20 protein-coding genes and 1 tRNA gene are annotated in these 24,500 nt (G+C 62.0%); 15 read left to right on the plus strand and 6 right to left on the minus strand.

The window, feature by feature from the left end:
• Positions 1-22 precede the first annotated feature (22 nt).
• The 3 genes from HMPREF1219_RS00370 (at position 23) to HMPREF1219_RS00380 (ending at position 1,745) form a co-directional block, all read left to right on the plus strand.
• Positions 23-95, plus strand: a tRNA-Ala gene (locus tag HMPREF1219_RS00370).
• A gap of 578 nt (positions 96-673) precedes the next feature.
• The gene (locus tag HMPREF1219_RS00375) at positions 674-1,081 is read left to right on the plus strand and encodes a DoxX family protein (RefSeq protein WP_040426988.1); all 408 of its coding nucleotides are present in this window, start codon (positions 674-676) and stop codon (positions 1,079-1,081) included.
• Positions 1,074-1,745: a zf-HC2 domain-containing protein gene (locus HMPREF1219_RS00380; protein ID WP_016457004.1), complete on the plus strand. Its 672-nt coding sequence runs from the start codon at positions 1,074-1,076 to the stop codon at positions 1,743-1,745. The genes HMPREF1219_RS00375 and HMPREF1219_RS00380 overlap by 8 nt, the downstream gene beginning before the upstream one ends.
• A 66-nt stretch (positions 1,746-1,811) precedes the next feature.
• Here the strand turns inward: HMPREF1219_RS00380 and HMPREF1219_RS00385 are convergent, their stop codons facing one another.
• Positions 1,812-3,332 (minus strand): dolichyl-phosphate-mannose--protein mannosyltransferase, encoded by a 1,521-nt coding sequence (locus HMPREF1219_RS00385; RefSeq protein ID WP_016457005.1) that lies wholly within the window; start codon positions 3,330-3,332, stop codon positions 1,812-1,814.
• A 24-nt stretch (positions 3,333-3,356) separates the two neighbouring features.
• On the opposite strand from HMPREF1219_RS00385, the gene rsmI reads away from it, so the two are divergent.
• The 3 genes from rsmI (at position 3,357) to metG (ending at position 8,355) form a co-directional block, all read left to right on the plus strand.
• The gene (gene rsmI, locus HMPREF1219_RS00390) at positions 3,357-4,244 is read left to right on the plus strand and encodes a 16S rRNA (cytidine(1402)-2'-O)-methyltransferase (RefSeq protein ID WP_016457006.1); all 888 of its coding nucleotides are present in this window, start codon (positions 3,357-3,359) and stop codon (positions 4,242-4,244) included.
• Between the two features lie 289 nt (positions 4,245-4,533).
• Complete coding sequence (locus HMPREF1219_RS00395) at positions 4,534-6,261, plus strand: BCCT family transporter (protein WP_016457007.1); 1,728 nt, start codon at positions 4,534-4,536, stop codon at positions 6,259-6,261.
• Between the two features lie 267 nt (positions 6,262-6,528).
• Positions 6,529-8,355: a methionine--tRNA ligase gene (metG, locus tag HMPREF1219_RS00400; protein ID WP_016457008.1), complete on the plus strand. Its 1,827-nt coding sequence runs from the start codon at positions 6,529-6,531 to the stop codon at positions 8,353-8,355.
• A gap of 280 nt (positions 8,356-8,635) precedes the next feature.
• Here metG and HMPREF1219_RS00405 read toward each other — a convergent pair whose 3' ends face one another.
• Positions 8,636-9,280, minus strand: coding sequence for a GNAT family N-acetyltransferase (locus HMPREF1219_RS00405; protein WP_156823182.1), 645 nt, complete (start codon positions 9,278-9,280; stop codon positions 8,636-8,638).
• On the opposite strand from HMPREF1219_RS00405, the gene HMPREF1219_RS00410 reads away from it, so the two are divergent.
• From HMPREF1219_RS00410 to HMPREF1219_RS00445, 8 genes are all read left to right on the plus strand, one after another.
• Complete coding sequence (locus tag HMPREF1219_RS00410; RefSeq protein WP_040426681.1) at positions 9,279-10,130, plus strand: TatD family hydrolase; 852 nt, start codon at positions 9,279-9,281, stop codon at positions 10,128-10,130. The two genes, HMPREF1219_RS00405 and HMPREF1219_RS00410, sit on opposite strands and share 2 nt — an antisense overlap.
• Positions 10,131-10,458: 328 nt before the next feature.
• Entirely contained in the window at positions 10,459-11,679 is a 1,221-nt protein-coding gene (locus tag HMPREF1219_RS00415; RefSeq protein ID WP_016457011.1) for a resuscitation-promoting factor, read from the plus strand.
• A 65-nt stretch (positions 11,680-11,744) separates the two neighbouring features.
• Complete coding sequence (rsmA, locus tag HMPREF1219_RS00420) at positions 11,745-12,602, plus strand: 16S rRNA (adenine(1518)-N(6)/adenine(1519)-N(6))-dimethyltransferase RsmA (protein ID WP_016457012.1); 858 nt, start codon at positions 11,745-11,747, stop codon at positions 12,600-12,602.
• Entirely contained in the window at positions 12,596-13,486 is an 891-nt protein-coding gene (locus HMPREF1219_RS00425; RefSeq protein WP_016457013.1) for a 4-(cytidine 5'-diphospho)-2-C-methyl-D-erythritol kinase, read from the plus strand. The genes rsmA and HMPREF1219_RS00425 overlap by 7 nt, the downstream gene beginning before the upstream one ends.
• A gap of 38 nt (positions 13,487-13,524) precedes the next feature.
• The gene (locus tag HMPREF1219_RS00430; protein WP_016457014.1) at positions 13,525-15,324 is read left to right on the plus strand and encodes an ABC-F family ATP-binding cassette domain-containing protein; all 1,800 of its coding nucleotides are present in this window, start codon (positions 13,525-13,527) and stop codon (positions 15,322-15,324) included.
• A gap of 99 nt (positions 15,325-15,423) precedes the next feature.
• Complete coding sequence (locus HMPREF1219_RS00435) at positions 15,424-15,747, plus strand: putative quinol monooxygenase (RefSeq protein ID WP_016457015.1); 324 nt, start codon at positions 15,424-15,426, stop codon at positions 15,745-15,747.
• Positions 15,748-15,810: 63 nt separating this feature from the next.
• On the plus strand, positions 15,811-16,869 hold the full coding sequence (locus HMPREF1219_RS00440) for a 3-hydroxyisobutyryl-CoA hydrolase (protein WP_016457016.1): 1,059 nt from the start codon (positions 15,811-15,813) through the stop codon (positions 16,867-16,869).
• A 319-nt stretch (positions 16,870-17,188) separates the two neighbouring features.
• On the plus strand, positions 17,189-18,160 hold the full coding sequence (locus HMPREF1219_RS00445) for a hypothetical protein (RefSeq protein ID WP_016457017.1): 972 nt from the start codon (positions 17,189-17,191) through the stop codon (positions 18,158-18,160).
• Positions 18,161-18,478: 318 nt separating this feature from the next.
• Here HMPREF1219_RS00445 and HMPREF1219_RS00450 read toward each other — a convergent pair whose 3' ends face one another.
• The 3 genes from HMPREF1219_RS00450 to HMPREF1219_RS00460 all read right to left on the minus strand — a co-directional run bounded on the left by HMPREF1219_RS00450 (position 18,479) and on the right by HMPREF1219_RS00460 (position 21,955).
• Positions 18,479-19,570, minus strand: a complete 1,092-nt coding sequence (locus HMPREF1219_RS00450; RefSeq protein WP_016457018.1) for a DUF6882 domain-containing protein — start codon at positions 19,568-19,570, stop codon at positions 18,479-18,481.
• Between the two features lie 20 nt (positions 19,571-19,590).
• Positions 19,591-20,187: a TetR/AcrR family transcriptional regulator gene (locus HMPREF1219_RS00455; RefSeq protein WP_016457019.1), complete on the minus strand. Its 597-nt coding sequence runs from the start codon at positions 20,185-20,187 to the stop codon at positions 19,591-19,593.
• A gap of 130 nt (positions 20,188-20,317) precedes the next feature.
• Entirely contained in the window at positions 20,318-21,955 is a 1,638-nt protein-coding gene (locus HMPREF1219_RS00460) for a peptide chain release factor 3 (RefSeq protein WP_016457020.1), read from the minus strand.
• Between the two features lie 168 nt (positions 21,956-22,123).
• Here HMPREF1219_RS00460 and HMPREF1219_RS00465 point away from each other — a divergent pair, with 168 nt between their 5' ends.
• Entirely contained in the window at positions 22,124-23,599 is a 1,476-nt protein-coding gene (locus HMPREF1219_RS00465) for a C4-dicarboxylate transporter DctA (protein WP_016457021.1), read from the plus strand.
• A 326-nt stretch (positions 23,600-23,925) separates the two neighbouring features.
• On the opposite strand, the gene HMPREF1219_RS00470 is transcribed toward HMPREF1219_RS00465, so the two are convergent.
• Positions 23,926-24,500 (minus strand): IS110 family transposase (locus HMPREF1219_RS00470; RefSeq protein WP_016457022.1); only part of this gene is annotated, 575 nt, incomplete at its 5' end.

Genomic DNA, 24,500 nt, shown 5'->3' on the forward strand with positions numbered 1-24,500 from the left:
TATCGTACTAGTTACCGATTCAGGGGCCTTGGCGCAGTTGGTAGCGCGTCTCGTTCGCAATGAGAAGGTCGCGAGTTCGATTCTCGTAGGCTCCACAAATGGGTATCCCCGGTAGGTCTTCTACCGGGGTTTTCTTCTGTCTACCTGCTGCTTAGGTTCGGGTTAAGGTGCAAAATGTGTGTCTGGTTCGGCGTGTCGCGTGGTGGGGCGGTGTGTTAGCGGATGCGGTCTTTTTGCGCTCCGCCTTTCTGGACAGTCCTCGGCAAATCGAGATCCGTGTGAGTAAGTACCAAGGATGTACCAATCAACTCGCGCTGCACAAACGGCTGCGCAGACAATTGGTTGTGGGATGCCTCGAAGTTCATGGCACGGCCGTGGGTGCGCGCGGCGGGACAGTGATGCGTGAGATGGGTCCGGGAGCAAGGCGATGATACGGGTGGGGAATGAGGCGGGCCGGGGCACGTGCATGCGTAGTGCGTGGTGCCTGCGAGAAGCCTGCTCGCCGAATTGGCCACCGGGCTTGAAGGGATAAGTGGGGGGTGCTCACGTCCCGTAAATACACGGTGGCGGTTGCGGGTCCGTGCCAGATGGCGGACAGGGCCGAGTGTCTGGTGAAGTCTGTTTTCCCGGGGACACCCGGTGGGGAATGAGTGGGACAGGTATCCTAATGGGCATGGATCGTCCTTTCATTAGAGAAAGCGCTCTGCTCCTGCTTCGATTGGTTCTTGGCGTGGTGTTCATTGCCCATGGGTGGGACAAGATGTTTATCACCGGGCCGGTAGAAACCGCGGGGCAGTTCAGTGCGATGGGTGTCCCGAACGCCCAATTCTCTGCGTATGCCGCCGGCATCGTCGAACTGCTCGGCGGGGGACTGCTCATCCTCGGTTTCCTCAGCACCATCGTCGCAGGGATCCTCATCCTCCAGATGGGTGCCGCGATCTTCTTTGCCCACTGGGGCAACGGGTTCTTCGTGGGAGATGGGGGCCCCGAGCTCGTCATGGTGCTCATCGCCGCGCTGGTGATCATCGTCGTGTTCGGTGCGGGCCGTGTAAGCCTGGATCGGGTGTTCGCGGATGATTAACTGCCAGGACATCCAACGAGCTATTTCGGCGAGGCTGGATAACGAGCCCGCAGATATTGATGACACGATCATCGAGGCTCATTTGGAAGGCTGTGCCGAGTGCCGTGCCTACCTGGACAACGCGCGGATCATGAAGGCCCAGTTTGAGCACGACGATACCGAGGCACCCGATCTCACCGACCTCATTTTGGCTGGTGTCGGCCCGCAGGTAAGGCAGGCGGAAAACCGTCGCGCAACAAGCCTCGCGCTGGCGCGCATCGCGCTTGTGCTGACAGGGTTTGTGTTCGTGGTCTGGTCGGTGGGCACGTTGGTGGAGTCCACCCGGCTCATTGAAGACGACGTGTTCTCGGTGGATCCGAATGTGACGAAGATGGTCATCCAGCTGGCGGCCGCCCGCGTTGCGCTCGGCTTTGGGCTCTTCTTTGCCGCATGGAAGACGCGGCTGGTCACCGGGATGCTGCCGATCTTTGCCACGCTGTGGACGTTTAGCTTTGGTTTCGCTGCTCGTGATGTGGTCCTGGGGACTATCGCCACAGGCGACGTGGTGGGCCTTATGATTCTTCTCTGCGCGACGCTCGTGCTCGTGTGGACCTGGTTAAGCCAAGACGGCCGGTCGTTCCTCTTCCGCGCGTGGCAGACAGCAAACGCGCGCCCTGAGTTTTAGTCCAGTTTTAGGATTCGAGGATACTGCTCCGCCACACTAGCGGAGAGCCTGGCGCATGCGGCCAGCCTACCGCCAGCTGGGAAGAAACATCATGAAATCGTAGAGCTCGTTGGGGATGACGAGCCCATAGAGGATGGGACCAAACCACACAAAGCTTGCCACCACGAGCGTGAGGTACCCGGTCACAATCGCGTGACCCCACCTGCGCCAGCGGTCCAACTGCGAGAGTGTGAGGGCGAAGCCGACGAGAACAAACGGGATCATCGGCACGGCGTAGAAGAAGTACATCTGCCGGTCAAACACCAACAGCCAGGGGAGGAAGGCCGCGGCAAACCCGATGACCGGGATGGAAAAACGCATGTCCTTCCGGGTGATGAGCGTCCACGCGCACCACAGGATGGCGGGCACGATGAGCCACCAGATAATCGGCGTGCCAAACAGGTAGATCATCGATTTGCACGAGCCGCCGGTGTAGCAATCATCAAAGTTCCCGGAGGAATACAACACCGGCCGCGATGCCACAAGCCACGACCACGGCTTGGAATCCCAGGGGTGGGAGTGGCCGCCGGAGGTAGTCAGCGAGCTGTGGAACTCGAGAACTTCCTTATGGTAGTGAATGAAGTTGAGCAGGGCAGGTGGGAGAGGCAACGAAGATTCAAAGTCGCCCGCCTCGTACGCGTGCCGGTAGGCGCCCGTTTCCGAGGCGAACCATGACCGCCACGACCACAAATAGCAGGCGACGGGGAGGATGACGATGGAGGCGAACGCCGGGAAGGCATCCTTTATCAGGGCCCCCCACTGCGGACGCTCCACACCGAAACGCCTGCGTCGCAGGTAATCCAGGCCTACTGCGTAGAGGCCAAAAAACGCCATGAAATATAGGCCGCTCCACTTCACGGAGAGGGCGGCGCCGAGGCACAGACCGGCACCGAAGCGCCACCAACGGAAACCCGAGCGGGGCCCGAGGCCCGCGGCAGCGAATTCGCCCCTTTCATACAGCGCGTAGAACCGCCCATTCATCTGCTTGTGGTCAAGGAGCAGCAGGTAGAGCGCGGCGAAGCTGAACACCGCCAGGAAAATATCGAGGAGTCCGAAACGGCTGCTGACGAGCAAAACTCCGTCGAAAAGCCCAAGGATGCCAGCGTAAGCACCAGTGACGCGGGAAGAAGAAACATCGCGAGCCATGAGGTACAGGAGACCGACCATTGCGACCCCAAACAGCGCGACCATCGTGCGCCACCCCCACGGGGAGTAACCAAACACGGCCTCGCTCAGCGCCATGATGTGCTTGGACAGCGGCGGGTGAACCACCAGCCCGAAGCCGGGGTTCGCCTCAATGCCGGGCTGTAAGAAACCGGAGCTTTGGAGGATCTCCCACGCTTGGGGTACGTAGTGCTTCTCGTCAAAGATGGGAGTGCCCCCGTCGGTGGACGAGCCCAAGCCGATGAAGCGGGTGAGAAACGCCAAGGCTGAGAGCACCCCGAGCGTTGTCCAGTCCTTCGAGGTCCACGGCAACCGGGGTTCGGGGCGCCGCGGGACGCGGGGGCGAACGTGGCTCTGGGGGGCGGAGGCAACTGCAGTACTCACGCACCTAACTATAAGGTATGGAATATGGACAATGAGCTAAACGGCACACACCGAGCTTCCGTCACACTGCCCCGTACCGGGATCATCCTCGCGGCAACGCCGCTGGGGAACCTCGGCGATGCCTCCCCGCGGCTTGTGTACGCGCTGGAGCATGCCGATGTGGTGGCGGCGGAAGACACGCGACGCACGCGCCAGCTCGCGAATGCGCTCGGCGTGACGATCACGGGGCAGATCATTTCCAACTTTGACCACAACGAGGAAAGCCGTGTGGACACCCTGCTTGCGCACGCCAGAACGGGAAACGTGCTGGTAGTCACCGATGCCGGGATGCCGAGCGTGAGCGATCCCGGCTTCCCGCTTGTAGATCGGGCGCTGGACGAGGGGATTCCGGTGACGTGCTTCCCCGGGCCGTCGGCTGTGCCAACGGCGCTCGCGCTGTCCGGCCTCCACGTGGGAACGTTTTGCTTTGACGGCTTTGCCCCGCGCAAGGATGGGGCGCGCCGCGAGTGGCTGAAGGAAGTAGCCACCCAAAAGCGGGCCACGTGTTTCTTCGAGTCTCCTCATCGTCTCGCAGCCACCCTCGCTTTGGCGGCGGAGATCGTGGGGAAGGACCGGCGCGCGGCAGTTGCCAGAGAACTGACAAAGCTGCACGAGGAGGTCAAGCGCGGGACGCTGGGCGAGTTGGCGCAGTGGGCGGCCGAGGGAGTGCGCGGCGAAATCAGTGTGGTGATCGAGGGGGCACCGGCAACGGAGCGGGAGCTTGATGTGGAGGAGATCGTCCCCCTCGTGCTTCAAGCGGTAGACGAGGGTGAGCGTCTCAAGACGGCGGCCAAGCGCCTGTCCGCCGAGTATCAGGTCAGTTCCAAGGCTTTGTACGATGCGTGCCTCGTGCGCCGCAACAACTCGGAATAATCCCCTCGAGCGCCGTAAAAACAGCTAAAGTTACCAATTCGTTATAAACTACTGTTATTAGTAATCTGAGCGGTGGTGATGTAAATCACGGTACGGTAACTAACTGGAAACGTGCTGGTCACTCCCGCGATGCTTGTCCCCTCTCAATTTGGGGGAGGGGCTTCGGTCACCCACTCTTATAAGTATGGAATAACACGTAGACCACAACGAAGACGAAAGAGGTAACCCGTCGGTCCAACCGGAAGCGAACGAGGGTACACACAAGACGGCAACCAGTGAGCTCGCCTCGATGCTCAGCCACGAGGGCACCTACGAGGAGCCCACCACGATGGGGCTGGAGGAGGAAGAAGAAGACCACCCCCTCAACTGGAGCGTCATCGCTCCCGCCGGTATCGCGGTACTCGCCGTGGTGTGCTGGGGCCTCATCGCGCCCGAAAACTTTGCTAACTTTGCCACCTCCACACTGGACTGGATCGTGGCGAACTCCGGCTGGGCCTTCATCCTCTTCACCACAATCTTCGTGGGGTTTGCTCTGGCCATCGGCTTTTCCAAGTTCGGCAGTATCAAGCTCGGGCGGGATGATGAGCAGCCCGAGTTCTCCACCCCTTCCTGGATCGCGATGATGTTCGCAGCCGGGATGGGCATTGGTCTCATGTTCTATGGCACGACGGAACCGCTCACGTTCTTCCGCCAAGGCGTTCCTGGCCATGATCCCGAGAATATGCGCCAGGCCATGGCATCCACGCTGTTCCACTGGACGCTCCACCCCTGGGCCATCTACGCCATCGTCGGGCTTTCCATTGCCTACATCACTTTCCGCAGGGGCAAGAAGCAACTCCTTTCCGCCGCCTTTATCCCGCTCATCGGCGAAAAGGCCGCCGAGGGCGTGCTGGGGAAGATCATCGATATTCTGGCGATCTTCGCCACCGTATTCGGCACCGCCTGTTCCCTCGGCCTCGGCGCCCTCCAGATCGGTGCTGGCCTGCAAAAGTCGGGGATCATTGCAGAGCCCAACAAGACCGTGACGCTCATCGTGGTCTTGGCTCTCACCGCGTGCTTCCTCGTGTCCGCCATGAGTGGCGTGGGTAAGGGCATCCAGTACCTTTCCAACGCCAACATGGTGCTCGCCGGGCTGCTGGCCATCTTCGTGTTTGTCGCTGGACCCACGATTGCGATTCTCAACTCCATCCCGCTCGCGCTCGGCAGCTACCTCGATTTATTCTTCGAAATGGCGGCCCGAACGGCGAACACGGCCGGCGGGGATGCCGCCGAGTGGCTGTCTGGTTGGACCATCTTCTACTGGGCATGGTGGATTTCCTGGTCCCCGTTCGTGGGGATGTTCCTGGCCCGCATCTCGCGTGGTCGCACCGTGCGGGAGTTCATCATCGGCGTGATGGCTGTCCCCGCCGCTGTGTCCCTCGTGTGGTTCTGCATCTTCGGTGGAACCGCGATCCGCTTCGAGCAGATCGGCAAGTCAATCTGGGGCGACGGCGCAGCAGAATCGCAGCTGTTTGACCTCCTCCACGCCCTGCCGCTGGGCAACATCGTCGGCCTTATCGCGATGGCGCTGCTAGCCACCTTCTTCATCACGTCCGCCGACTCCGCATCCACCGTCATGGGATCGATGAGCCAGAACGGCCAGTCTGACGCGAACCGCTGGGTGACTGCCACGTGGGGTGTGCTCACCGCAGCGATTGGCCTCGTGCTCCTCATCTCCGGTGGCGACGATGCGCTCAACAACCTGCAGAACGTGACGATTATTGCCGCAAGCCCGTTCCTCCTCGTCCTCATCAGACTCATGGCGGCGATCGTCAAGGGTCTGGCCAACGATCCGAACTACCTGGACATCAAGTCGCAGCGGAAGTTCGCCATGGCACTGGCGCGGGAACGCCGCCTGCACCGCGAGGCGCAGCGCAGAATCCATCGCGCGCAGCACAACCCGCTCATGCCCAAGGTGCGTGGCACTAAGACCGTGATCAGCCAGGAGCCACGTCGCGTGAGCAGGCAATCGAAGTAGCAGCAACCGCGCGGCTTGCCTCGCGCTAGCCCGTGCTTCTCACAGCAGCTCGTCCCCAGTGGGCGGGCTGCTTTTCTCTTTGCAAGCGGGGGCTCGGTGTGGTGTTGGACCCCTGCGCCTGCGCACGGGTCTGGCGGCGTGCTCCTTTTCTTCCCCCGCGCTGGGCGCATAGGCGTGGAATAGTTGTGGTGCCGGTGCCAGGCGCGTGAGGGGCTTATCAGGGCTCCGTGTTCGTGTCCTGGAGGGCAATCCTCTAAGGTAAAGACCATGAATAATGTGCTCGTGAACGTAGCGTGGCCGTACGCCAACGGCCCGCGTCATATTGGTCATGTGGCAGGGTTCGGTGTGCCCTCCGATGTTTTTGCCCGCTACCAGCGAATGCGCGGCGAGAAGGTGCTCATGGTCTCCGGTACGGACGAGCACGGCACTCCGCTTTTGGTGCAGGCAGATAAGGAGGGCACCACCGTTCAGGAGCTCGCCACCCGCTACAACGAGCAGATCGTGCACGACCTCGCCGGCCTGGGGCTCACCTACGACCTGTTCACCCGCACGACCACACGCAACCACTACGCGGTTGTTCAGGAGCTTTTCGACGGCCTGTACAAGAACGGTTACCTCATCAAGCAGACGACCATGGGGGCCATCTCGCCGTCGACGGGCCGCACGCTTCCCGATCGTTACATCGAGGGCACGTGTCCGATCTGTGGCGCCGACGGTGCGCGCGGCGACCAGTGCGATAACTGCGGCAACCAGCTTGATCCCGTGGACCTCATTGATCCCGTGTCCAAGATCAACGGTGAAACCCCGAAGTTTATTGAGACCGAACACTTCATGCTCGACCTTCCGGCGGTGGCCGACGCGCTGGCCCAGTGGCTGCGCACCCGTGAGGACTGGCGCCCCAACGTGCTCAAGTTCTCCCTCAACCTGCTGGAGGATATCCGCCCGCGTGCCATTTCCCGCGACATTGACTGGGGTGTACCGATCCCGGTGGAGGGCTGGCAGGACGATCACGCGAAGAAGCTGTACGTGTGGTTCGATGCCGTGGTTGGTTACCTGTCTGCCTCCATTGAGTGGGCCCACCGCTCGGGTAACCCGGAGGCCTGGCGGGATTTCTGGAATGACCCGCAGACGCGCTCGTACTACTTCATGGGCAAGGACAATATCACCTTCCACTCGCAGATTTGGCCGTCCATGCTGCTCGGCTACGCGGGCAAGGGTGCCCACGGCGGTGAGCCCCACGAGCTGGGCGTGCTCAACCTGCCCACAGAGGTAGTCTCCAGCGAGTACCTCACCATGAGTGGGTCTAAGTTCTCCTCTTCCAAGGGGATCGTCATCTACGTCAAGGACTTCCTCGCGGAGTTCGGGCCGGACCCGCTGCGTTACTTCATTTCCGTCGCTGGCCCGGAGACGAATGATACGGACTTCACGTGGGAAGAGTTCGTCCGTCGCGTGAACAACGAGCTGGCAAACTCGTGGGGTAACCTGGTCAACCGCACCGTCTCCATGGCGTACAAGAACTTCGGTGAGGTGCCCCAGCCGGGTGCGTTTACCGCGGAGGATGAGAAGCTTCTCACCCTTGCCGCTGAGGCCTACGACGTGGTGGGAGATCACCTTGAGAATTCCCGCTTCAAGCAGGGCATTAACCACGCCATGCACGTGGTGGGCGAAGCCAACGCGTACATTGCGGAGATGGAGCCGTGGAAGCTTGCCAAGGACGAGTCTCAGCGCGAGCGACTCGCCACCGTCTTGTGGGTTGCCCTGCAGGTGGTGAGCGACTGCAACACGCTGCTCACGCCCTACATTCCGCACATCGCGCAGACGGTGCACGAGACCCTCGGCCGCGACGGCGAGTGGGCTGCGCAGCCGCAGGTGGTTGAGGTTGTCGACGATTCTGAGCGTCCGCTCAAGGGCGTGGATTTGCCGCCTGAGGGTCGCTTGTACCTCACCATTCAGGGTGATTACACCAGGCAGCAGGCTGCGTGGAAGCGTACGGAGATGGTTCCCGGTACTCCTTTGAAGAAGCCGAAGCCGATCGTGCAGAAGCTGGATACCAAGCTGGCGGAGACCGGCCCCGAGTGGGCTCCCGTGCAGTAAGGGACCCCGGCCTAGCCACAACCACCCGTACAACTGGGTGCTGTGTGCGTGGCCGTGCGTGCCACTGTTGGTTGCGGGGCGCTGCCTGCTGGCACCAGTGAAGTGAAAACCGGGTGGGCGCAATCGGTGAAGAGCCGGTTGTGCCCACTTTTTACGTGCTGGGACCCTGGGCGTGCGGCTCGGTGGGGGCCCTGGGCGTGGGCCCAGGTGGGGATATTAGTGAGCGGGCCCGGCAGGGACGGGTGCGTGTGGGGCTCGGGGAAGGTGCTGGCTGAGGAGGCTAAACGGCGAGCTCTAGCACGGTGACATCGAGCCAGCGCCCGAACTTCCAACCGGCCTCGCTTAGCGTCCCTTTGACAGTGAAGCCGGACTTTACGTGCAAGGCGATGGAGGCCGCGTTGCCAGCCTCAATCCACGCCACCACCCGGTGCACCGCGGGGTTCGTGCGGGCGTGGTCGAGCACAGCGGAAAGTAGCGCCGTGCCGATCCCGTGGCCCTGGTTGCCGGGCAGAACATAGACGGAGTTTTCCACCGTGTGGCGGTAACCGGAATAGGCGCGGTACGTGCCACAGGAGGCGTAACCCACCACGGTGCCCGCCTCGTTTTCCGCAACGATGATGGGGAAGCCCTGCTCTTGGGAACTCGCGATCCAGTCGGCCTGGTCGGTGGCGGTGATGTGGGAGTCGTCGAAAAGCGCAACGGTCTCGTCGGCGGCCCAGTTGCGGATGACCGTAAGCACCGGAGCGTCGGAAAGTTCAGCGGGGCGGATTCTTATGGTGTCAATTTTTAGCACACCGGCCACGCAGCGGTGACCATTGCCGTGCACGGCGAGAGGGTAACCCGGCGCGTTGAGCGGCGGGCGAAGCGGAAGTGACCCGGCGCAATGAGCGGCGGGCAAGGAGCAGGTGAGTACAGTGTGGGGCATGTCGCGAAAGAAGCCCCGCCCCGTTCCCGTCCCGCACGATCCGATCCCCGGAATCGTTGATGCCCACACCCACCTGTGGTCGTGTGGGGCGCGGGACCCGCGTGCGGTGGCCGAGTTTGTGCAGCGTGCGCACGCCGCGGGGGTGGAAAAAATGGTCACGGTGGGTGACGACCTGTTAGAAAGCGAAGCAGTGGTTGAGCAGGCAACGTGGGACCCGGCGGTGTACGCGGCGTGCGCGATTCACCCGACGCGCGCCGGGGACCTCGACAGCGCCACCCGCACGCGGCTTGCGGAGCTCGTGGCGCACCCGCGGTGCGTTGCCGTGGGGGAGACCGGCCTCGATTACTACTGGCTGGAGCACGAGCCGGAGACGACGGCGAGCAAAGAGCAGCAGGAGGAGGCCCTGCGCTTCCACATCGACCTGGCGGTGCAGGCCGGCAAGACCCTCATGATCCACAATCGCGAGGGCGATGAGGGCCTGCTGCGGATCCTCGCCGATTCCCCGGCGCCGCGTTACGTGCAGCTGCACTGCTTCTCCTCACCGCTGGCCGTGGCCGAAGAGGCGCTTGAGCGGGGCTACATTCTTAGCTTTGCGGGCAACGTCACGTTCAAGCGCAACGAGGAGCTGCGTGAGGCCGCCCGCATCGCCCCCGCAGGCCAGCTCCTCATCGAGACGGACGCGCCGTACATGACCCCGGAGCCGTACCGCGGCGGGAAGAACGAGCCGTCGCTCATCGGTCACACCTACGCGTGCGTGGCCAAGGCGCGCGGTGAGGAGCCGGAGGAGTTGGCGGAGCACGTGGCGGCAACGTTTGAGCGCGTCTTCGGGCTCGTCCCGCAAGGCTCATAAGTCACAGTTTTCACACCATTATTCAGTTGTCACAGGTGGGGAACAACTACTGGACAATCCGGTTTTGTTACCTTATTGTTACATTGAACATGTGAGGTGTCGGCCTCCGTGCAGCCACACACGTGGTAACAGCGCCACCGCCGACGCGCACAACATACTAAGAAGTAACCGTGCGTGTGATGATGAGAAACCGTCATCGCGCGCGTAGTGCCCCGGAAGACCTGGCAACCGATGGCGGTGAGCGATGGCCCACCGTCTGCGCGGCGGTGAGCCGCCGACACGTCGCCGGCAGGAAGACGGGGTACTCGAGGCGGAGAAAGGTTTTGTGATGACAGCACACGCTGGGCACGACGGCTTGGGCCCGCAGGCTTCTGCGGAGGACACTGCCTCCCACGGATCACACCGTGCGGCAAGGATGCGTAAGCGGATCAACGATTCGTCCTACGCCCGCCCGGTGAAGATCGCCGCAGGCGGCGTTCTCGCCACCGTCGTTGCGGGTGGTGTCTTTGCCGTGGGGAATACCAAGACGGTCACCCTCGACATCGACGGCACCAACACCGAGCTGTCCACCATGTCCGCCTCCGTGGGCGATGCGCTCAAGTCCGTCGGTTACGAGACCACCGCGCAAGACCTCGTGTCTCCTTCGGTCACCGACAAGCTTGTCGACGGCACCCACATCACCGTTCGCTCCGCCAAGCCGGTGGCACTCGTCGTCGACGGCGTCGAGCATGAGGTCACCTCCAACGCGCTCACGGTGGACGAGCTCATCCAGCACTTCAACGAGAGCCAGAAGAAGGCCGGCATCACCAAGGCTGCCAAGATCTCCACCAGCCCGGATGAGGTCATCCCCGTCAGCGGGCTCAAGCTCACCGTCACCACGCCCAAGATCGTCTCCATCGATGACGGCGGCAGCGTCGTGTACGATTCCATCGCCGCGGACACGGTGCAGGATGTGTTGGAAGCCCGTGGCATCACCCTCGGTGCCGAAGACGTGGTCACCCCGTCGCTGGGCACGCCCACCAAGGGCCTGAGCAGCATCAAGATCGACCGCATCACTACCACAGAGGTCACCTCGAGCGAGGAATTCACCGCCGAGCCCACCTACACCGAGGATCCGAACTCGCCCGAGGGGCAGGAAACCGAGGTCACCCCCGCAAAGCCGGGCAGGAAAACGGTGACGCGCAAGATCGTCACGGTCAACGGGCACGAGGCAACCAACGAGGTCCTGAACGAGACCATCACCGCACCGTCCACAGGCGCGGTCATCGCTCGCGGAACGAAGACGGCCCCCGCGGTCGCCAGTGGCTCCGTGTGGGATTCCATCGCACAGTGTGAATCCGGCGGCAACTGGGCCATCAACACCGGCAACGGCTACTACGGTGGCCTGCAGTTCAACGCCGGCACGTGGAGCGCCTACGGCGGCGGGCAGTACGCCCCCACCGCCAACCTGGCCAGCCGTGACCAGCAGATCGAAATCGCGCAGAAAGTGCAGGCTGCACAGGGTTGGGGCGCGTGGCCGGCCTGCACCGCCTCGCTCGGGATCCGCTAGTTCCCTCCGGTTGTATGCGTGCGGCTAGCCCGGGTCCCCGGTATAGCGCTACGATGTGAATCGATATGAACGATTCACCGCGCCTGCTGGGCCCCGCCGAGATCCGTGACCTGGCTTCACACCTGGACATTGTTCCCACGAAAAAGCTGGGGCAGAACTTCCTCCACGATCCGAACACCGTGCGGATGATCGTGGGCGCCGCCGGCGTGGGGGAGTCAGACCACGTCGTTGAGGTTGGCCCCGGCCTGGGCTCGCTCACCCTCGGACTTCTTGGCACCGTCGGTTCCGTCACCGCGGTGGAGATCGATTCGCGCCTGGCACACCAGCTCCCGCTCACCGTGGCCGACCGTGCCGGGGCCGTGGCCGATCGGCTGACCGTGGTGAACAAGGATGCCCTGACGGTCAGCCCGGACGATTTCGCCGATTCGCCCACCGCGCTCGTCGCCAACCTGCCATACAACGTCGCCGTGCCCGTCCTCATCCACGCGCTGCGCACGCTTCCCACGATCCGCCGGGTGCTGGTCATGGTGCAGGAGGAGGTAGCGGACCGCCTCGCCGCCTCGCCCGGCACGAAGATCTACGGCGTGCCCAGTGTCAAGGCGAGCTACTTTGGCACGGTGTCCAAGGCTGGCACGGTGGGCAAACACGTCTTTTGGCCCGCCCCCAATGTCTCCTCGGGGCTCGTGCGCATCGAGTGCTTTGAGGTAAGCCCGTGGGGGATCTCACTCGAGGAGCTCTTCCCGCTTGTCGACGCCGCCTTCGCCCAGCGCCGCAAAACTCTCCGCGCGGCTCTCGGTCGGTTCTTCGGCGGCGCGTCCCGCGCCGAGGAGATCCTCACCGCGGCGGGAATCGACCCCAAACAGCGGGGAGAAAAACTCGGTGTGGAGGAGTTCGTCCGCATCGCAAAGGAGGCCAGGTGCTAGTCACAGCAACCGCCCCCGGCAAGGTCAACCTGTTCCTGGAAACTGCGGGACCCCGCCCGGACGGCTATCACGAGCTCACCACCGTGTTTCAGGCGACAGCCCTGCGGGAGACGGTCACCGTTGAGACAGCGTCCACAATGCGCATCACTGTGGATGGCCGCGGTGCCGAGGACGTTCCCACCGACAGCTCCAACCTCGTGTGGCAGGTGGCGGAGAAGGTTCTGCCTCAGGTTCCTGTGCACCTGCACATCACCAAGGCGATCCCCACCGCCGGCGGGATGGCGGGTGGTTCCGCCGACGCGGCCGCGGCCCTGGTCGCCTGCAACCAGCTGCGCGATGAGCCGCTGACGGTGGAGGAGCTCGACGCGATTGCGGCGAGCCTCGGCTCCGATATCAACTTCGTCCTCCATGGAGGAACCATGTTGGGCTCCGGCAGGGGGGAGGTGCTCACTCCGCTTACCTCCCCAGGCGCGCTGTGGTGGGTGTTTGCCACCCAACGGGAGGGCCTATCCACCCCCGCCGTGTTCCGCGAGCACGATCGCGCCCACGCATGGAGCGACCAAAAGAGCGTCACCCCGCTCACCGAGGCGCTGTCCGCCGGAGCGACCGCCGCGGAGCTGGCACCGCTGCTCTTCAACCGGCTCCAGCAGGCGGCGCTCACACTTCGTCCCGAGCTCGAGCAGACGCTGCGCGCCGGGGAGGACGCGGGTGCCCTGCGCGGGATCGTCAGCGGTTCCGGTCCCACCACCGCTTTCCTGTGCGCGGGAGAAAGCGAAGCCCGCACTGTGGCGGAGGCACTCAAGCACGGGAGAACCTGCCTCGATACCGTCATCACCACCACCCCGTCGCCCGGCGCCCGCGTGGCCTCAAACGCCCGCGACTAATACGAAGCGCACACAGCTCAACACGACTAGGAAGAAGCATGGTCAACCTCATCAACGTGGAAAAAGTCTCGCAGTCCTTTGGGCTGAAAACTCTCCTCGATGGAGTCTCCCTCGGGCTTAATTCCGGTGACCGCGTCGGCGTCGTGGGGCTCAACGGTGGCGGAAAATCCACGCTCATTAACATCCTCTCCGGCGAGCTCGCGCCCGACTCCGGGCGCGTAAGCCACATGCAGGACCTCCGTCTGGCTGTGGTGACACAGACTCCCAACCTCGACGACGACGCCTCCATAGCCGATAACGTCGTCGGCCCGCTCGGCCTCGAAACACACGAATGGGCCTCCAACGCCCGGATCCGCACCGTGCTCGATGGCCTCGGCATCACGGCGCTCGGGCTCGACACCCCGGTGCGCGAGTTGTCCGGTGGCGAGAAGCGCCGCACGTCGCTTGCAGCAGCGCTCGTCCGCGACCTCGATGTGCTCATCCTCGACGAGCCCACCAACCACCTCGATGTGGAAGGCGTCGAGTGGCTCGCCCGCTACCTCCTCTCCACAGACATGGCGCTCGTTGTTGTCACCCACGATCGCTGGTTCCTCGATACCGTCGCCAACCACACGTGGGAGGTTCACGATGGGCGTGTCGACGTGTACGAGGGCGGCTACAACGATTGGACGTTCGCCCGCGCCGAGCGCGCCCGCCAGACCGACGCGAACGAGCAGCGGCGCCAGAATCTGGCAAGGAAGGAGCTCGCCTGGTTGCGTCGCGGCGCGCCCGCCCGCACGTCCAAGCCTCGCTACCGCATCGAGGCGGCCGAGGCACTCATCAAGAACGTGCCGCCGCCGCGCGACTCCGTCGAGCTCATGAGCTTTGCCCAGCGCCGCCAGGGCAAAGTTGTTGTCGAGCTGGAGGATGCCACCGTCACTACCCCCGACGGCCGGACACTCGTCGATCACCTGACGTGGAGGCTCGCGCCGGGGGAGCGCATCGGCCTCGTCGGCGTCAACGGCAGCGGCAAGACGACGCTGCTCAAAGCGCTCGCCGGCGAGCGCCCGCTGGCGGCAGGCAAGCGCGTCGAGGGCAAGACCACCCACATCGGGTGGCTCAAGCAGGAGCTCGACGATCTCGACGAGAACCAGCAGGTCATTGATTCCATCGAGGCGGTGAAGAACTACATCACGCTGGGGAAGAAGGAAATCTCCGCCTCCCAGCTCGCCGAGCGCCTCGGTTTCACCCCGAAACGGCAGCGCACGCCAGTGCGCGATCTTTCCGGTGGCGAGCGGCGCAGGCTCCAGCTCACCCGCGTGCTCATGGACGAGCCGAACATGCTCATCCTCGACGAGCCCACCAACGATCTCGACATCGACACCCTCCAGGAGCTTGAGGATATCCTCGATTCGTGGGCGGGAACCCTCATCGTCGTCTCGCACGATCGCTACCTCATCGAGCGGATCGCCGATTCCACGTGGGCGCTCTTTGGCGACAGCAAGCTCACCAACCTCCCCGGCGGCATCGAGGAGTACCTGTCACGGCGCAAGGCAGCTTCGCGGGCGGATGACTCTAGCCAGAAAAACAGGGCCGCTCCCACCGCCACCGAGGTGGAACACGATGACAAGCTCAGCGGCGCGGAGTTCCACGCCGTATCCAAGAAGATGAGCTCGCTGGAGCGAAAAATCTCCAAGCTCGACGCGCAGCTTTCCAAGGTTGACGCGCAGCTCGCCGAGGCCAGTGAGAAGGCGGATACCGAGGCCGTCATCAGCCTTGCGGAGAGGCGCAACGAGCTCGTGGGCGAAAAGGACGAGCTGGAGGAGGAGTGGCTCACGCTGGGAGAGAAGTTGGACTAGGCACGTTCGCCGAGCTCAACCCCATAAAAACGCCTAAATGCTGAGGCATCATGGTCGCAGTGGATAGCGAAGATCGGTAAACCTCGTTACCCTGGTGTCATGATTTTGATCAACGTGAAATATAAGGTGAAGCCCGAATACAAGGACAACTTCCGCGAGCTCGTCAACGACTTCACGGAGGCCACCCTCGCTGAGGACGGCAACCTCTTCTTCGAGTGGTTCCGCTCCACGGACGAGGACGACGTGTACATTCTCGTTGAAGGATTCAAGGACGATGCGGCCGAGCCACACGTGAAGTCCGATCACTTTGTCAAGGCCTGCGACGATATCCCGCAGTACCTGGTAGAAACCCCGACGATCATCAACACCCTCATTCCGGGGAAGACGGAGTGGGACGAGATGGCCGAATTCCAGGTGAAGTAATAAAACAGAAACTCCGGTTGCCGCGGCGGCGGTGACCGGATTTTTTGTGCCACACTGGTTCCTATGGAGACCTACACAGACTTCGTTCTTGCCACCACGAGGCACACCACGGGTGTCATTGAACTCAACCGCCCGCAGGCCCTCAACTCCCTCAACGTGGACATGTTTGAAACGTTGGACAGCGTGTTGGAGCGGTGGGCCGGTGATGACCGCATCCACCGGGTGATCATCCGTTCCACCTCATCGCGGGCTTTCTGTGCGGGCGGCGATATGAAGCTCGTCCGCGAGCACGCGGTGCGGGGCGATCATGATTTTGGCGATTACGGCCTGGCCCGCGAGTACGACATGAACGAACTCCTGGCCTGCTACGCCAAGCCCGTGGTGGCGCTTATCGACGGCCTCAACATGGGCGGCGGGCTGGGGGTTTCCGTCCACGGTTCGCACCGCGTGGTCACCGAGCGAGCGTGGATGAGCATGCCAGAGATGGCGATCGGTTTCGTCCCGGACACCGGGGTCACCTACATGACGCAGCGGATGCGCGGGGAGTACGGTCCAAGCCCCGCGCTGGCGAAGTTCATCGGCCTCACGGGTTACCGGATGACACCTGCGGATTGTTTGTGGAGTGGGCTGGCCACTGACTTCGTCCACTCCACCGATATCGATGCCTTTGCGGACATGATGATTTCCGAATCGCTCGATGAGGCGCGGGAAAAGTTTGTGGACAATTCCGCCGCGGGTACCTCGCGTGTCGCGGGAATGATCGACAGCATCGAGGCGTGTTTCTCCGGCGCGACGTGGAAGGACATCGACAACGCCTTGTCTTCACACGGTGACGCCGAGTTTGTCGATTACGTGCGGGACTTGCAGTCCAACGCGAATCCCGCCTCGCTCGTGGCCGCTACCGCCTTGTACACCGCTAACGAGCAGGTGGATGACATTCGGGATGCGCTCGATAACGAGTTCGCGGTGGGAGCCCTGCTGCGGCGTGAGCCCAACTTTGCCGAGGGCGTGCGCGCGGTGCTGGTGGATAAGGACCGGGCTGCCTCGTTTGCCCCGGCGAGCACCGACGATGTCGATCCCGCCCTGTACCTGGAGGCGCTTGCCCGCACGGGTGTCGCGTAAAGGACGCTGACGATTCGTGTGATCTCCCGGAAAGTCCTGTGAGCAAAATGCGACTTCAGTAACGATTTTATTACGTTTGCTATTTTTCCTGGTTCCCCGTGGCTGTTGAACAGTATTGTGGGAACCGCGTAAAGCCCGTGAGAACTAAACCCCGTGATTCCACGCTGCGCACGCACGAGCGACCACGCTCAGAAATGAGCGGACCACGCTCAGGCCTTGAGCGATCACGCTCAAGCGCCGGTGTGTTGGCGCTTCAGACCATGGCGGTCCCGGGCTTGGCTTCCCCCACGAGGGGATCGATAGATAGAAAGAAGGAGCTATGACGAACAGCAACGATCCGTTTGGTCAGTCACCGCTTGATGGTGACCGCATCCCTGAGGGGTTTGACACTCCAGGGGACCGGTCTGCGTCAGGCGCTAGCTACCAGCCGTATCCGCAGTTCGAGGGCGAACCCGGCTACCAGCCGTTTACGTACACCGAGCCGGATGAGGAAATGGTGCAGTCCAACGGTCAGGTGACCCCAGTCGGTGCGATCGGATTCGGCTTCTCGCGGTTCTTCAAGAACTTCCTTCCGTGGATCGGCTGGATGCTCATCACTTTTGCTGTTTCCTTCGCTGTATCGGTAGCTATCCGCACGCCCACAGGCCAGCTGATTGGTGGCTCGATCTCCGGCATCCTCTCGGTTGTTTTCGCCTGCATCTTGCTGACGGGTGCCGTGAAGTCGGTCGACCGCGTGAAGCTCCCCTTTGGTGAGTTCCCCAAGGATGTGGCGTGGCTGCAGATTATCGTCGTGTCCATCATCAGTGGGCTCATCGGTACTTTCATCTCCGTCGGAATTTTCTTCCTTCTGCCTACCACCAGGGGATTCCTCAACAAGTTGATCACCCTGGATTGGGACTCGCTCGATGGGTACGCGCCGGACGACCCTGCTGCAGCATCGAAGGTGTTTGAGCTCCTGGGCCAGTTGCCGTGGGGCGGCTTTGGCCTCTCCATCATCGTCGTTGTCATTATCGGGGTGCTTCTCGCCCCGCTGCTGGAATACTGGACCTACTACGCGGCAGACCACCGCGCAGGTATCGGCGGCTCCATCTCCGGTGGATTCAACGACGGCCTGAAGAACTACGCCAATGTTCTCGGCTTTGAGATTGTTGCTGGGCTGATCACGCTGGTGATCGGTGCGGTTTCCTTCGGTATTCTGCTTCCCCTAGTACAGGGGCCCGTTATGATCGGTCGCGCGCTTGTCTACCGCCAGATGAGCAAGGGCAACATCCCCGCGACTGTGGTGCAGTAAGGGCTGTACTTGCTCCGCATCCCCGTCCGTCAGGTCGATCGCGACCTGGTGTGGCGGGGATTTTTAATTTTGCTACCTTGCGCAATGGCTCGTGAGGGGCTGAAGCCCGGATCTTGGCGGGGTAGCACGGGGATGGTTCCCGGCACACGGCTTGCGGGCATTGATCGTCGACAAGCCACAACCTGAGGCGAGACAGAGCTCTGGAGTTGAAGCAGACCTGAAGCTGGGGCGACCTGAAGCCGGGGCGACCTGAAGCCGGGAGGAACAGAGACCCGGGCAGACCTTGATTGGGGCCCCTCAGCCCGCCTGGGTTGGGGGCTACAGCCCGGCGTCCAGGGGATGGAACAAAACAAGCACCGAGGTTGTGTCGGTGAGCGGAACCCAGGCGTGACCGGGAAGACCGAAGATTGCCTTCGCCACCTCCGTGAGCTTGAGATCATCGGCCACGGACTTGGCCAGGTGGGTGGCGGCGAGCGGGAAAATCCCGTTGCGCTCCCCAAACTGCCGCAACTTGAACGCCGCGGACCGAGGAAGTGTGCCGTCCGCCCACGCCCACGTCCACGTGCCAGCCGTCACCGTGGCGACGGGCACGCAGCGGGCCGTTGCGGCGTTGGGAAACGCGACGGTAGCCATGTCGTCTGACAACCGCGGAGGGGTGTTGCCCATCGCGCGCACGAGAGACGCCTGCGCGGCCGCCGAGGCGGGGGCGGCCTTCGCCGTGAGGGAGTCAAGGTCCGCGTCACCGATTCCCACCAGGTGACCGTGCGGATGCACGTGAAGCTCAATGCGCGCGGGGTTGCGGTGCAAGTACGTCGCCAGCGCGCGTCGCGCCAGATTCGGCTTGTTGATGAGGAAAGTACTGGCCGCCAGGATCGCCTCACGGGGAGGCAGGCGCGTGCCGTTGACCAGCACGGCCACGCATTCGGCACCTGGTTCGGGCTCCTCGGTTGTCCACCTGCTGAGGAGGGAGCCGACACGCTTCCACACGCCGCGGGCCGGCTGCGTGGCGGCGCGGGGGATGAGAACGACGGGTCCTGCGTTGAACAGTGCGCACGCTGCGGTGAACAGCTCGTCACGCAACGGCTGCGGTTCAGTGGTGGTGAGCTCCGGGATCCCGAGCCCACGCTCAGTGACCTCGGGGGCGACCCAGCGCATCGTGGCGCCATCGATGGTTGCCAGGACGAGCGCGTCAAAATCCTGCGTGCCCCGGCTGGTTACGATCCGAACGGTGTTTTCATCTGTCCCCAGCTGGACCGACGTGACATCGGTTGTGGGGACTGTGGAGCCTACGCGGGTGATGATGCCGTCGGCAATCACCTCGCCCAGGGTACGGGGCAGTGGCAACTTGTCGACGCCCACCCGCGCCACGGGTTGCTGAGGCTGGTACTCGTGCGGTTCGATGGTGCTCACCCGACTATGGTAGCGAACCGCTACGTATGGAATGTTGCGTCCACGCCGTTGCGAAGGAGATCGAATGTCCACCGCACATTCTTTACCACCGACTCCTTGGGCTGGTGCGGGTACTGGTAACCGGTGGCTTTGAGTCCTGCCTCTGCGGCGAGATTGACGATTGTGTAGCACTCGAACTCCGAGAGATCCGTCATCGGCTCCACCTTATTGAGGCCATCAGCGAGTTTATCGGACCACAGCTTAGTCACGGACCCGAGCTCGACGTTTTCCATGATTCGCGCCAGGTGATACAGCGAGAGGAGGGAATCGGGGGAGTATGGATCAGATTTGAGCCCCTCAATGATAATGGATTCGAAGGCGGTGAGGATGGATTCCTCGCGGTGAACATGCTCGACGACACGCTCCTTGAGCACCTCTAGGTGAGTGTCAAGGTACCAGCGGAGAGCTGAATCACGAGTGGGGAAATAGTTGTGGAAAGTCCGTGGAGACACGTTTGCATCGGCGGTAATCCGGGCGACGGTCAGCTTATCGATTCCTTCGGAAAGGGTAATCTTCACGGCGCACTCGGCGATGAGTTCCTTTGTGGCCGCTTTCTTGGACTCTCTCAAACCGTTCATAATAATACCAAACTCTACCTTGCAAAACTAGATAGGTAAACCCCAGGGCATAGAAGAGGGGTATTTTCCAAATGGAAAGGAAAATACCTCAATTAATTGAATTAAACTGTTTCTTTGCCTAGTCTCAGGTTTAGTCTGCCACGAGCGTCTCGAGGGTGAACTCGGGGTGTTCCTTTTCAATGAACTGGAGGCGCCACTTATCCCCAAACAGCGCGATGAGCTCGCCGTCCGACCGCGTGAAGATCTCCACACCACGCTGCTTGCGCAGTTCCTCAGCCGTTTCTTCGGTGGTCTTGCGCGCCACGGAATAGGGAACCGGCTCCGTCACCGTCTCCACGTTGTACTCGTTTTCCATCCGCGCCTGCATAACCTCGAACTGCATGGGGCCAACGGCCGCCATGACCGGGTTGGCATCGCCGCGGGCATCGTTGCGGAGGATCTGCACCACGCCCTCGGAATCGAGCTGCTCGAGCCCCTTGCGGAACTGCTTGTATTTGCCCAGCGATTTCGCCCGCAGGGTGCAGAAGTGCTCAGGCGCGAACTGCGGCATCGGCGGGAACTGTACCTTCCTGCCGGAGTAAATAGTGTCGCCCGGGGCCAGCGACCCCGCGTTGACCAGGCCCACGATGTCGCCGGGGAACGCCGATTCAACGGTCTCGCGGGAACGGCCAAAGACGGTAAGCGCGTATTTGGTGGAGAAGGTGCGCCCAGACTGCGCGTGTGTGACCTGCATTCCGCGGTCGAACTCGCCGGAGACCACCCGCATGAAGGCAAGCGTGTCGCGGTGTTTCTTGTCCATGCCCGCCTGTACCTTGAACACCACGCCGGAGAACTCGTCGTCCACCTCGCGGGCGCTGTCGATGGCGGTGGTTGACTCCTCCACGGCTTTCAGGTCCCCCTGCCTCGAGTGCGGGCGGGGAGCCAGCGCACACAGGGTATCGAGGATCTGGTGCACGCCGAAGTTGAGCATCGCCGAGGCGAAAATCATCGGCGAGGTGACGCAGTCGAGGAACAGCTCCTCGTCGTGCACGGCACCATCCATGGCGAGGAGTTCCGTCTCCTCAACCGCGCGCGCCCAATCCTCCGGTTCCTTCTCGCCCGCCTCCTCCGGGGCGTAGTGCTCCTCGGGTGCGATGGTGGAGCCACCGGCGGTGCGCAGGAAGTGAATGTATTCCTCCGGCTCGCCCTCGAGTGAGAGTTTGGCCAGTCCCTTGAAGTTGCCGGCTTCCCCTACGGGCCAGAAGAGGGGCGTGGGTTGGAGCCCGATCTCGCTCACGATCTCGTCGACAAGCTCGAGTGGTTCCTTACCGGGGCGGTCCCACTTGTTCACCACGGTGATGATAGGCAACCCCCGGGCCTTGCACACTCGAAACAGCTTGAGGGTCTGCGGCTCGAGGCCCTTGGCGCCGTCGATAAGCATGACGGCGGCATCGACGGCGGTGAGAACGCGGTAGGTGTCCTCGGAGAAATCGGCGTGGCCGGGGGTATCTACGAGGTTGATCATGTAGGGCTCGCCCTCGTGGCCCTCGGGTTTGTACTCAAACTGCAGCGCCGAGGAGGCGATGGAAATTCCACGGTCCTTCTCCATGTCCATCCAGTCGCTCACCGTCGCCTTGCGCCCGGCTTTACCGTGGACCGCGCCGGCCTCGGCGATGACGTGAGCATGCAGGGCAAGCGCCTCGGTGAGCGTCGATTTACCGGCATCGGGGTGCGCGATAACGGCGAACGTGCGGCGGCGTGAGGCCTGAGAAAGGATGGATTGATTCATAACGTTTAAGGCTACCCGGCGGTGTGCGGACGGACAGAATCGCGGTGGACACGGTGACAGGCTTCGGAACCGAAGGTAAGAAAATGGGGGGTAACCGGAGAAAAAAATGAATTTTAAGGTGTGATGGTGGTTACAATTAAGCAATAAAATCATGCAGAAAGGACCCTGATGACCCAACAATCTCAGGCGGATTCACACAAGGTGGACATTGAGGACTACGTGTCCGATTCTCCGCAGATCCCGAAGGAAAAACAACCTCCGAAAGATAGGACGCACTGGCTGTATATCGGCGTGATCGTCGCCGTGGTCGGCGGTATCATCCTCGGTATTGCCGCCCCCGGTGTGGCCGTCATGTTCAAGCCGCTTGGCACGCTGTTTGTCAAGCTCATCACCATGATTATCCCGCCCATTATCTTTTGCACCATCGTGCTGGGGATTGGCTCCGTGCGCGCCGCCGCCAGCGTGGGCAAAGCTGGTGGGCTCGCACTCATCTACTTCATCACCATGTCCACCCTGGCGCTTGCCGTGGGACTCGTGGTGGGCAACATCATTGAGCCGGGCTCCGGGATGAAGATCGAGCCAAGCGAGGAGGCCGCAGCCGCAGCCGCCGCTAAGGCAGCCGACGATACTGGCGGCGGAATGTGGAAGATGATCTCTGACATCATCCCTGATACCTTCTTCTCTGCGTTCACCTCCGGGTCGGTGCTGCAGGTGCTGTTTATCGCCCTCATGTTCGGCTTCGCCGTCCAGTCCATGGGGCAGGCAGGCCAGCCCATCCTCAACTTCGTGGGGCACCTGCAAAAGGTCATCTTCAAGCTGTTGACCATGATCCTGTGGCTCGCGCCTGTCGGCGCCTTTGGCGCCATGGCTGGCGTTGTTGGTTCCACCGGTCTCAACGCCGTCAAGCAGCTGGCGATCCTCATGCTCGCCTTCTACATCACGTGCTTCCTCTTCATCTTCGTCGTGCTGGGATTCGTGTTGTGGGTATTCACACGGCAAAACATTTTCCGTCTGGCCAAATACCTCGCCCACGAGTACCTGCTCATCGTGGCGACAAGCTCCTCCGAGTCGGCTCTGCCAAACCTCATGCGCAAGATGGAGCACGTGGGCGTCGAGCGGTCCACTGTTGGCATCGTGGTCCCCACCGGCTACTCCTTCAACCTGGACGGCACAGCCATCTACCTCACCATGAGCGCCATCTTCATCTCCGACGCGATGCACATGCCGCTGTCGCTGGATGAACAGATTGGGCTCCTCGTGTTCATGATCATCGCCTCCAAGGGTGCAGCCGGTGTCTCCGGCGCCGGCATCGCCGTTTTGTCGGCCGGCTTGCAGTCCCACTCGCCGCAGCTGCTCTCCGGCGTGCCGGTGCTGCTGGGCATTGATAAGTTCATGTCCGAGGCCCGTGCCCTCACCAACTTCTCCGGTAACGCGGTGGCAACAATCCTCGTGGGCAAGTGGACCGGTACCGCTGATCTCGACCGCGTTCACGACGTTCTTACCGGCAAGATTCCTTACAAGGAGACGGACGAGGATTCCCGTGTGGACATGCGCAAACCGGACGTAGAAAACCCGGCAACCCACACGCTGGCACCAACGCCTCAGGTGAACCTCAAGCACTACGAGAACCAGACAGTCTTATAAACTCACGCGCTACGGCCGGGTACCCGCTGGGGTACCCGGCTTCTTTGGCGTTGTACCCTCTCACCGGCACGGGGTGTGGCAGATTTGTGGGGGTATGTGAAACGGGCTTCGATGTCCTGGTCCTGACGTCGAAGCCCGTTTTGGGTTGCTCCCGTTTGGGGGTGTCTGTGAAAGGCTTGTGTGACACCCTTGGGGGGGTGTTCCTATATAGTTCGTCAACCTGAGGGGGTAATTGGATGGGGGTGACGTTCGATGTGGGGTTGTTTTTGGGTACGCCTAGGAGCCGATTGGCGTATTGCCAATCGGCTGGGGTGGTGCCTAGCCGGCTAGGCTATTTTCTGCTCTTCTGGTTCTTGGTAGAGGCTGTGATTTGCCATCATGGTGAACAAGACGGTGAGGCGTCTTCTTGCTAGGGCTACGACTGCGGCGTTGTGTCTCTTGCCTTCTTTACGCTTCCGCTCGTAGTATTGGCGTGAACGCTCGTGGTATCTGATCGCTGAAAATGAGGATTGCCATAGGGCGTTCTTTAGTTTCTTGTTTCCCGCCCTGTTCGGTGATTTCGTGTTGATGGATGTGCCTGACTGGTTGGTCTGAGGACATAACCCTGCGTATGAGGCCATGTGGGAAGCTGTCTTGAAGTCCGAGAAGTCGCCGACGGTCATGAGGATCTGGGCTGCGGTTTTCGGGCCGATGCCGGGCATAGACAAGAGGATGTGGGTGTGGGGGATGTCCTCAATGAGGGCGCATACCTCTTCTTCGATGACTTTTCGGTGGTCAAGCTTTGCCAAGGCATCAGTGGCGGACATGGCGACACCGAGTTCGACATATTCAGATCCAGGGATGACGACGGTTTGATTCTTGATGGCATCCAGCAGGCCATCGATGATTTTCTCGGGGTTTC

Source organism: Corynebacterium pyruviciproducens ATCC BAA-1742 (assembly GCF_000411375.1).
In the GTDB taxonomy this organism is placed as follows: Bacteria; Actinomycetota; Actinomycetes; order Mycobacteriales; family Mycobacteriaceae; genus Corynebacterium; species Corynebacterium pyruviciproducens.

Coding starts and splice junctions, on each gene's coding strand:
- HMPREF1219_RS00405 (WP_156823182.1), bottom strand. CDS start 9,280: ATGCCCCACACTGTACTCACCTGCTCCTTGCCCGCCGCTCATTGCGCC.
- metG (WP_016457008.1), top strand. CDS start 6,529: ATGAATAATGTGCTCGTGAACGTAGCGTGGCCGTACGCCAACGGCCCG.
- HMPREF1219_RS00430 (WP_016457014.1), top strand. CDS start 13,525: ATGGTCAACCTCATCAACGTGGAAAAAGTCTCGCAGTCCTTTGGGCTG.
- HMPREF1219_RS00410 (WP_040426681.1), top strand. CDS start 9,279: ATGTCGCGAAAGAAGCCCCGCCCCGTTCCCGTCCCGCACGATCCGATC.
- HMPREF1219_RS00415 (WP_016457011.1), top strand. CDS start 10,459: ATGACAGCACACGCTGGGCACGACGGCTTGGGCCCGCAGGCTTCTGCG.
- rsmI (WP_016457006.1), top strand. CDS start 3,357: ATGGACAATGAGCTAAACGGCACACACCGAGCTTCCGTCACACTGCCC.
- HMPREF1219_RS00380 (WP_016457004.1), top strand. CDS start 1,074: ATGATTAACTGCCAGGACATCCAACGAGCTATTTCGGCGAGGCTGGAT.
- rsmA (WP_016457012.1), top strand. CDS start 11,745: ATGAACGATTCACCGCGCCTGCTGGGCCCCGCCGAGATCCGTGACCTG.
- HMPREF1219_RS00395 (WP_016457007.1), top strand. CDS start 4,534: ATGCTCAGCCACGAGGGCACCTACGAGGAGCCCACCACGATGGGGCTG.
- HMPREF1219_RS00465 (WP_016457021.1), top strand. CDS start 22,124: ATGACCCAACAATCTCAGGCGGATTCACACAAGGTGGACATTGAGGAC.
- HMPREF1219_RS00440 (WP_016457016.1), top strand. CDS start 15,811: ATGGAGACCTACACAGACTTCGTTCTTGCCACCACGAGGCACACCACG.
- HMPREF1219_RS00435 (WP_016457015.1), top strand. CDS start 15,424: ATGATTTTGATCAACGTGAAATATAAGGTGAAGCCCGAATACAAGGAC.
- HMPREF1219_RS00460 (WP_016457020.1), bottom strand. CDS start 21,955: ATGAATCAATCCATCCTTTCTCAGGCCTCACGCCGCCGCACGTTCGCC.
- HMPREF1219_RS00375 (WP_040426988.1), top strand. CDS start 674: ATGGATCGTCCTTTCATTAGAGAAAGCGCTCTGCTCCTGCTTCGATTG.
- HMPREF1219_RS00455 (WP_016457019.1), bottom strand. CDS start 20,187: ATGAACGGTTTGAGAGAGTCCAAGAAAGCGGCCACAAAGGAACTCATC.
- HMPREF1219_RS00445 (WP_016457017.1), top strand. CDS start 17,189: ATGACGAACAGCAACGATCCGTTTGGTCAGTCACCGCTTGATGGTGAC.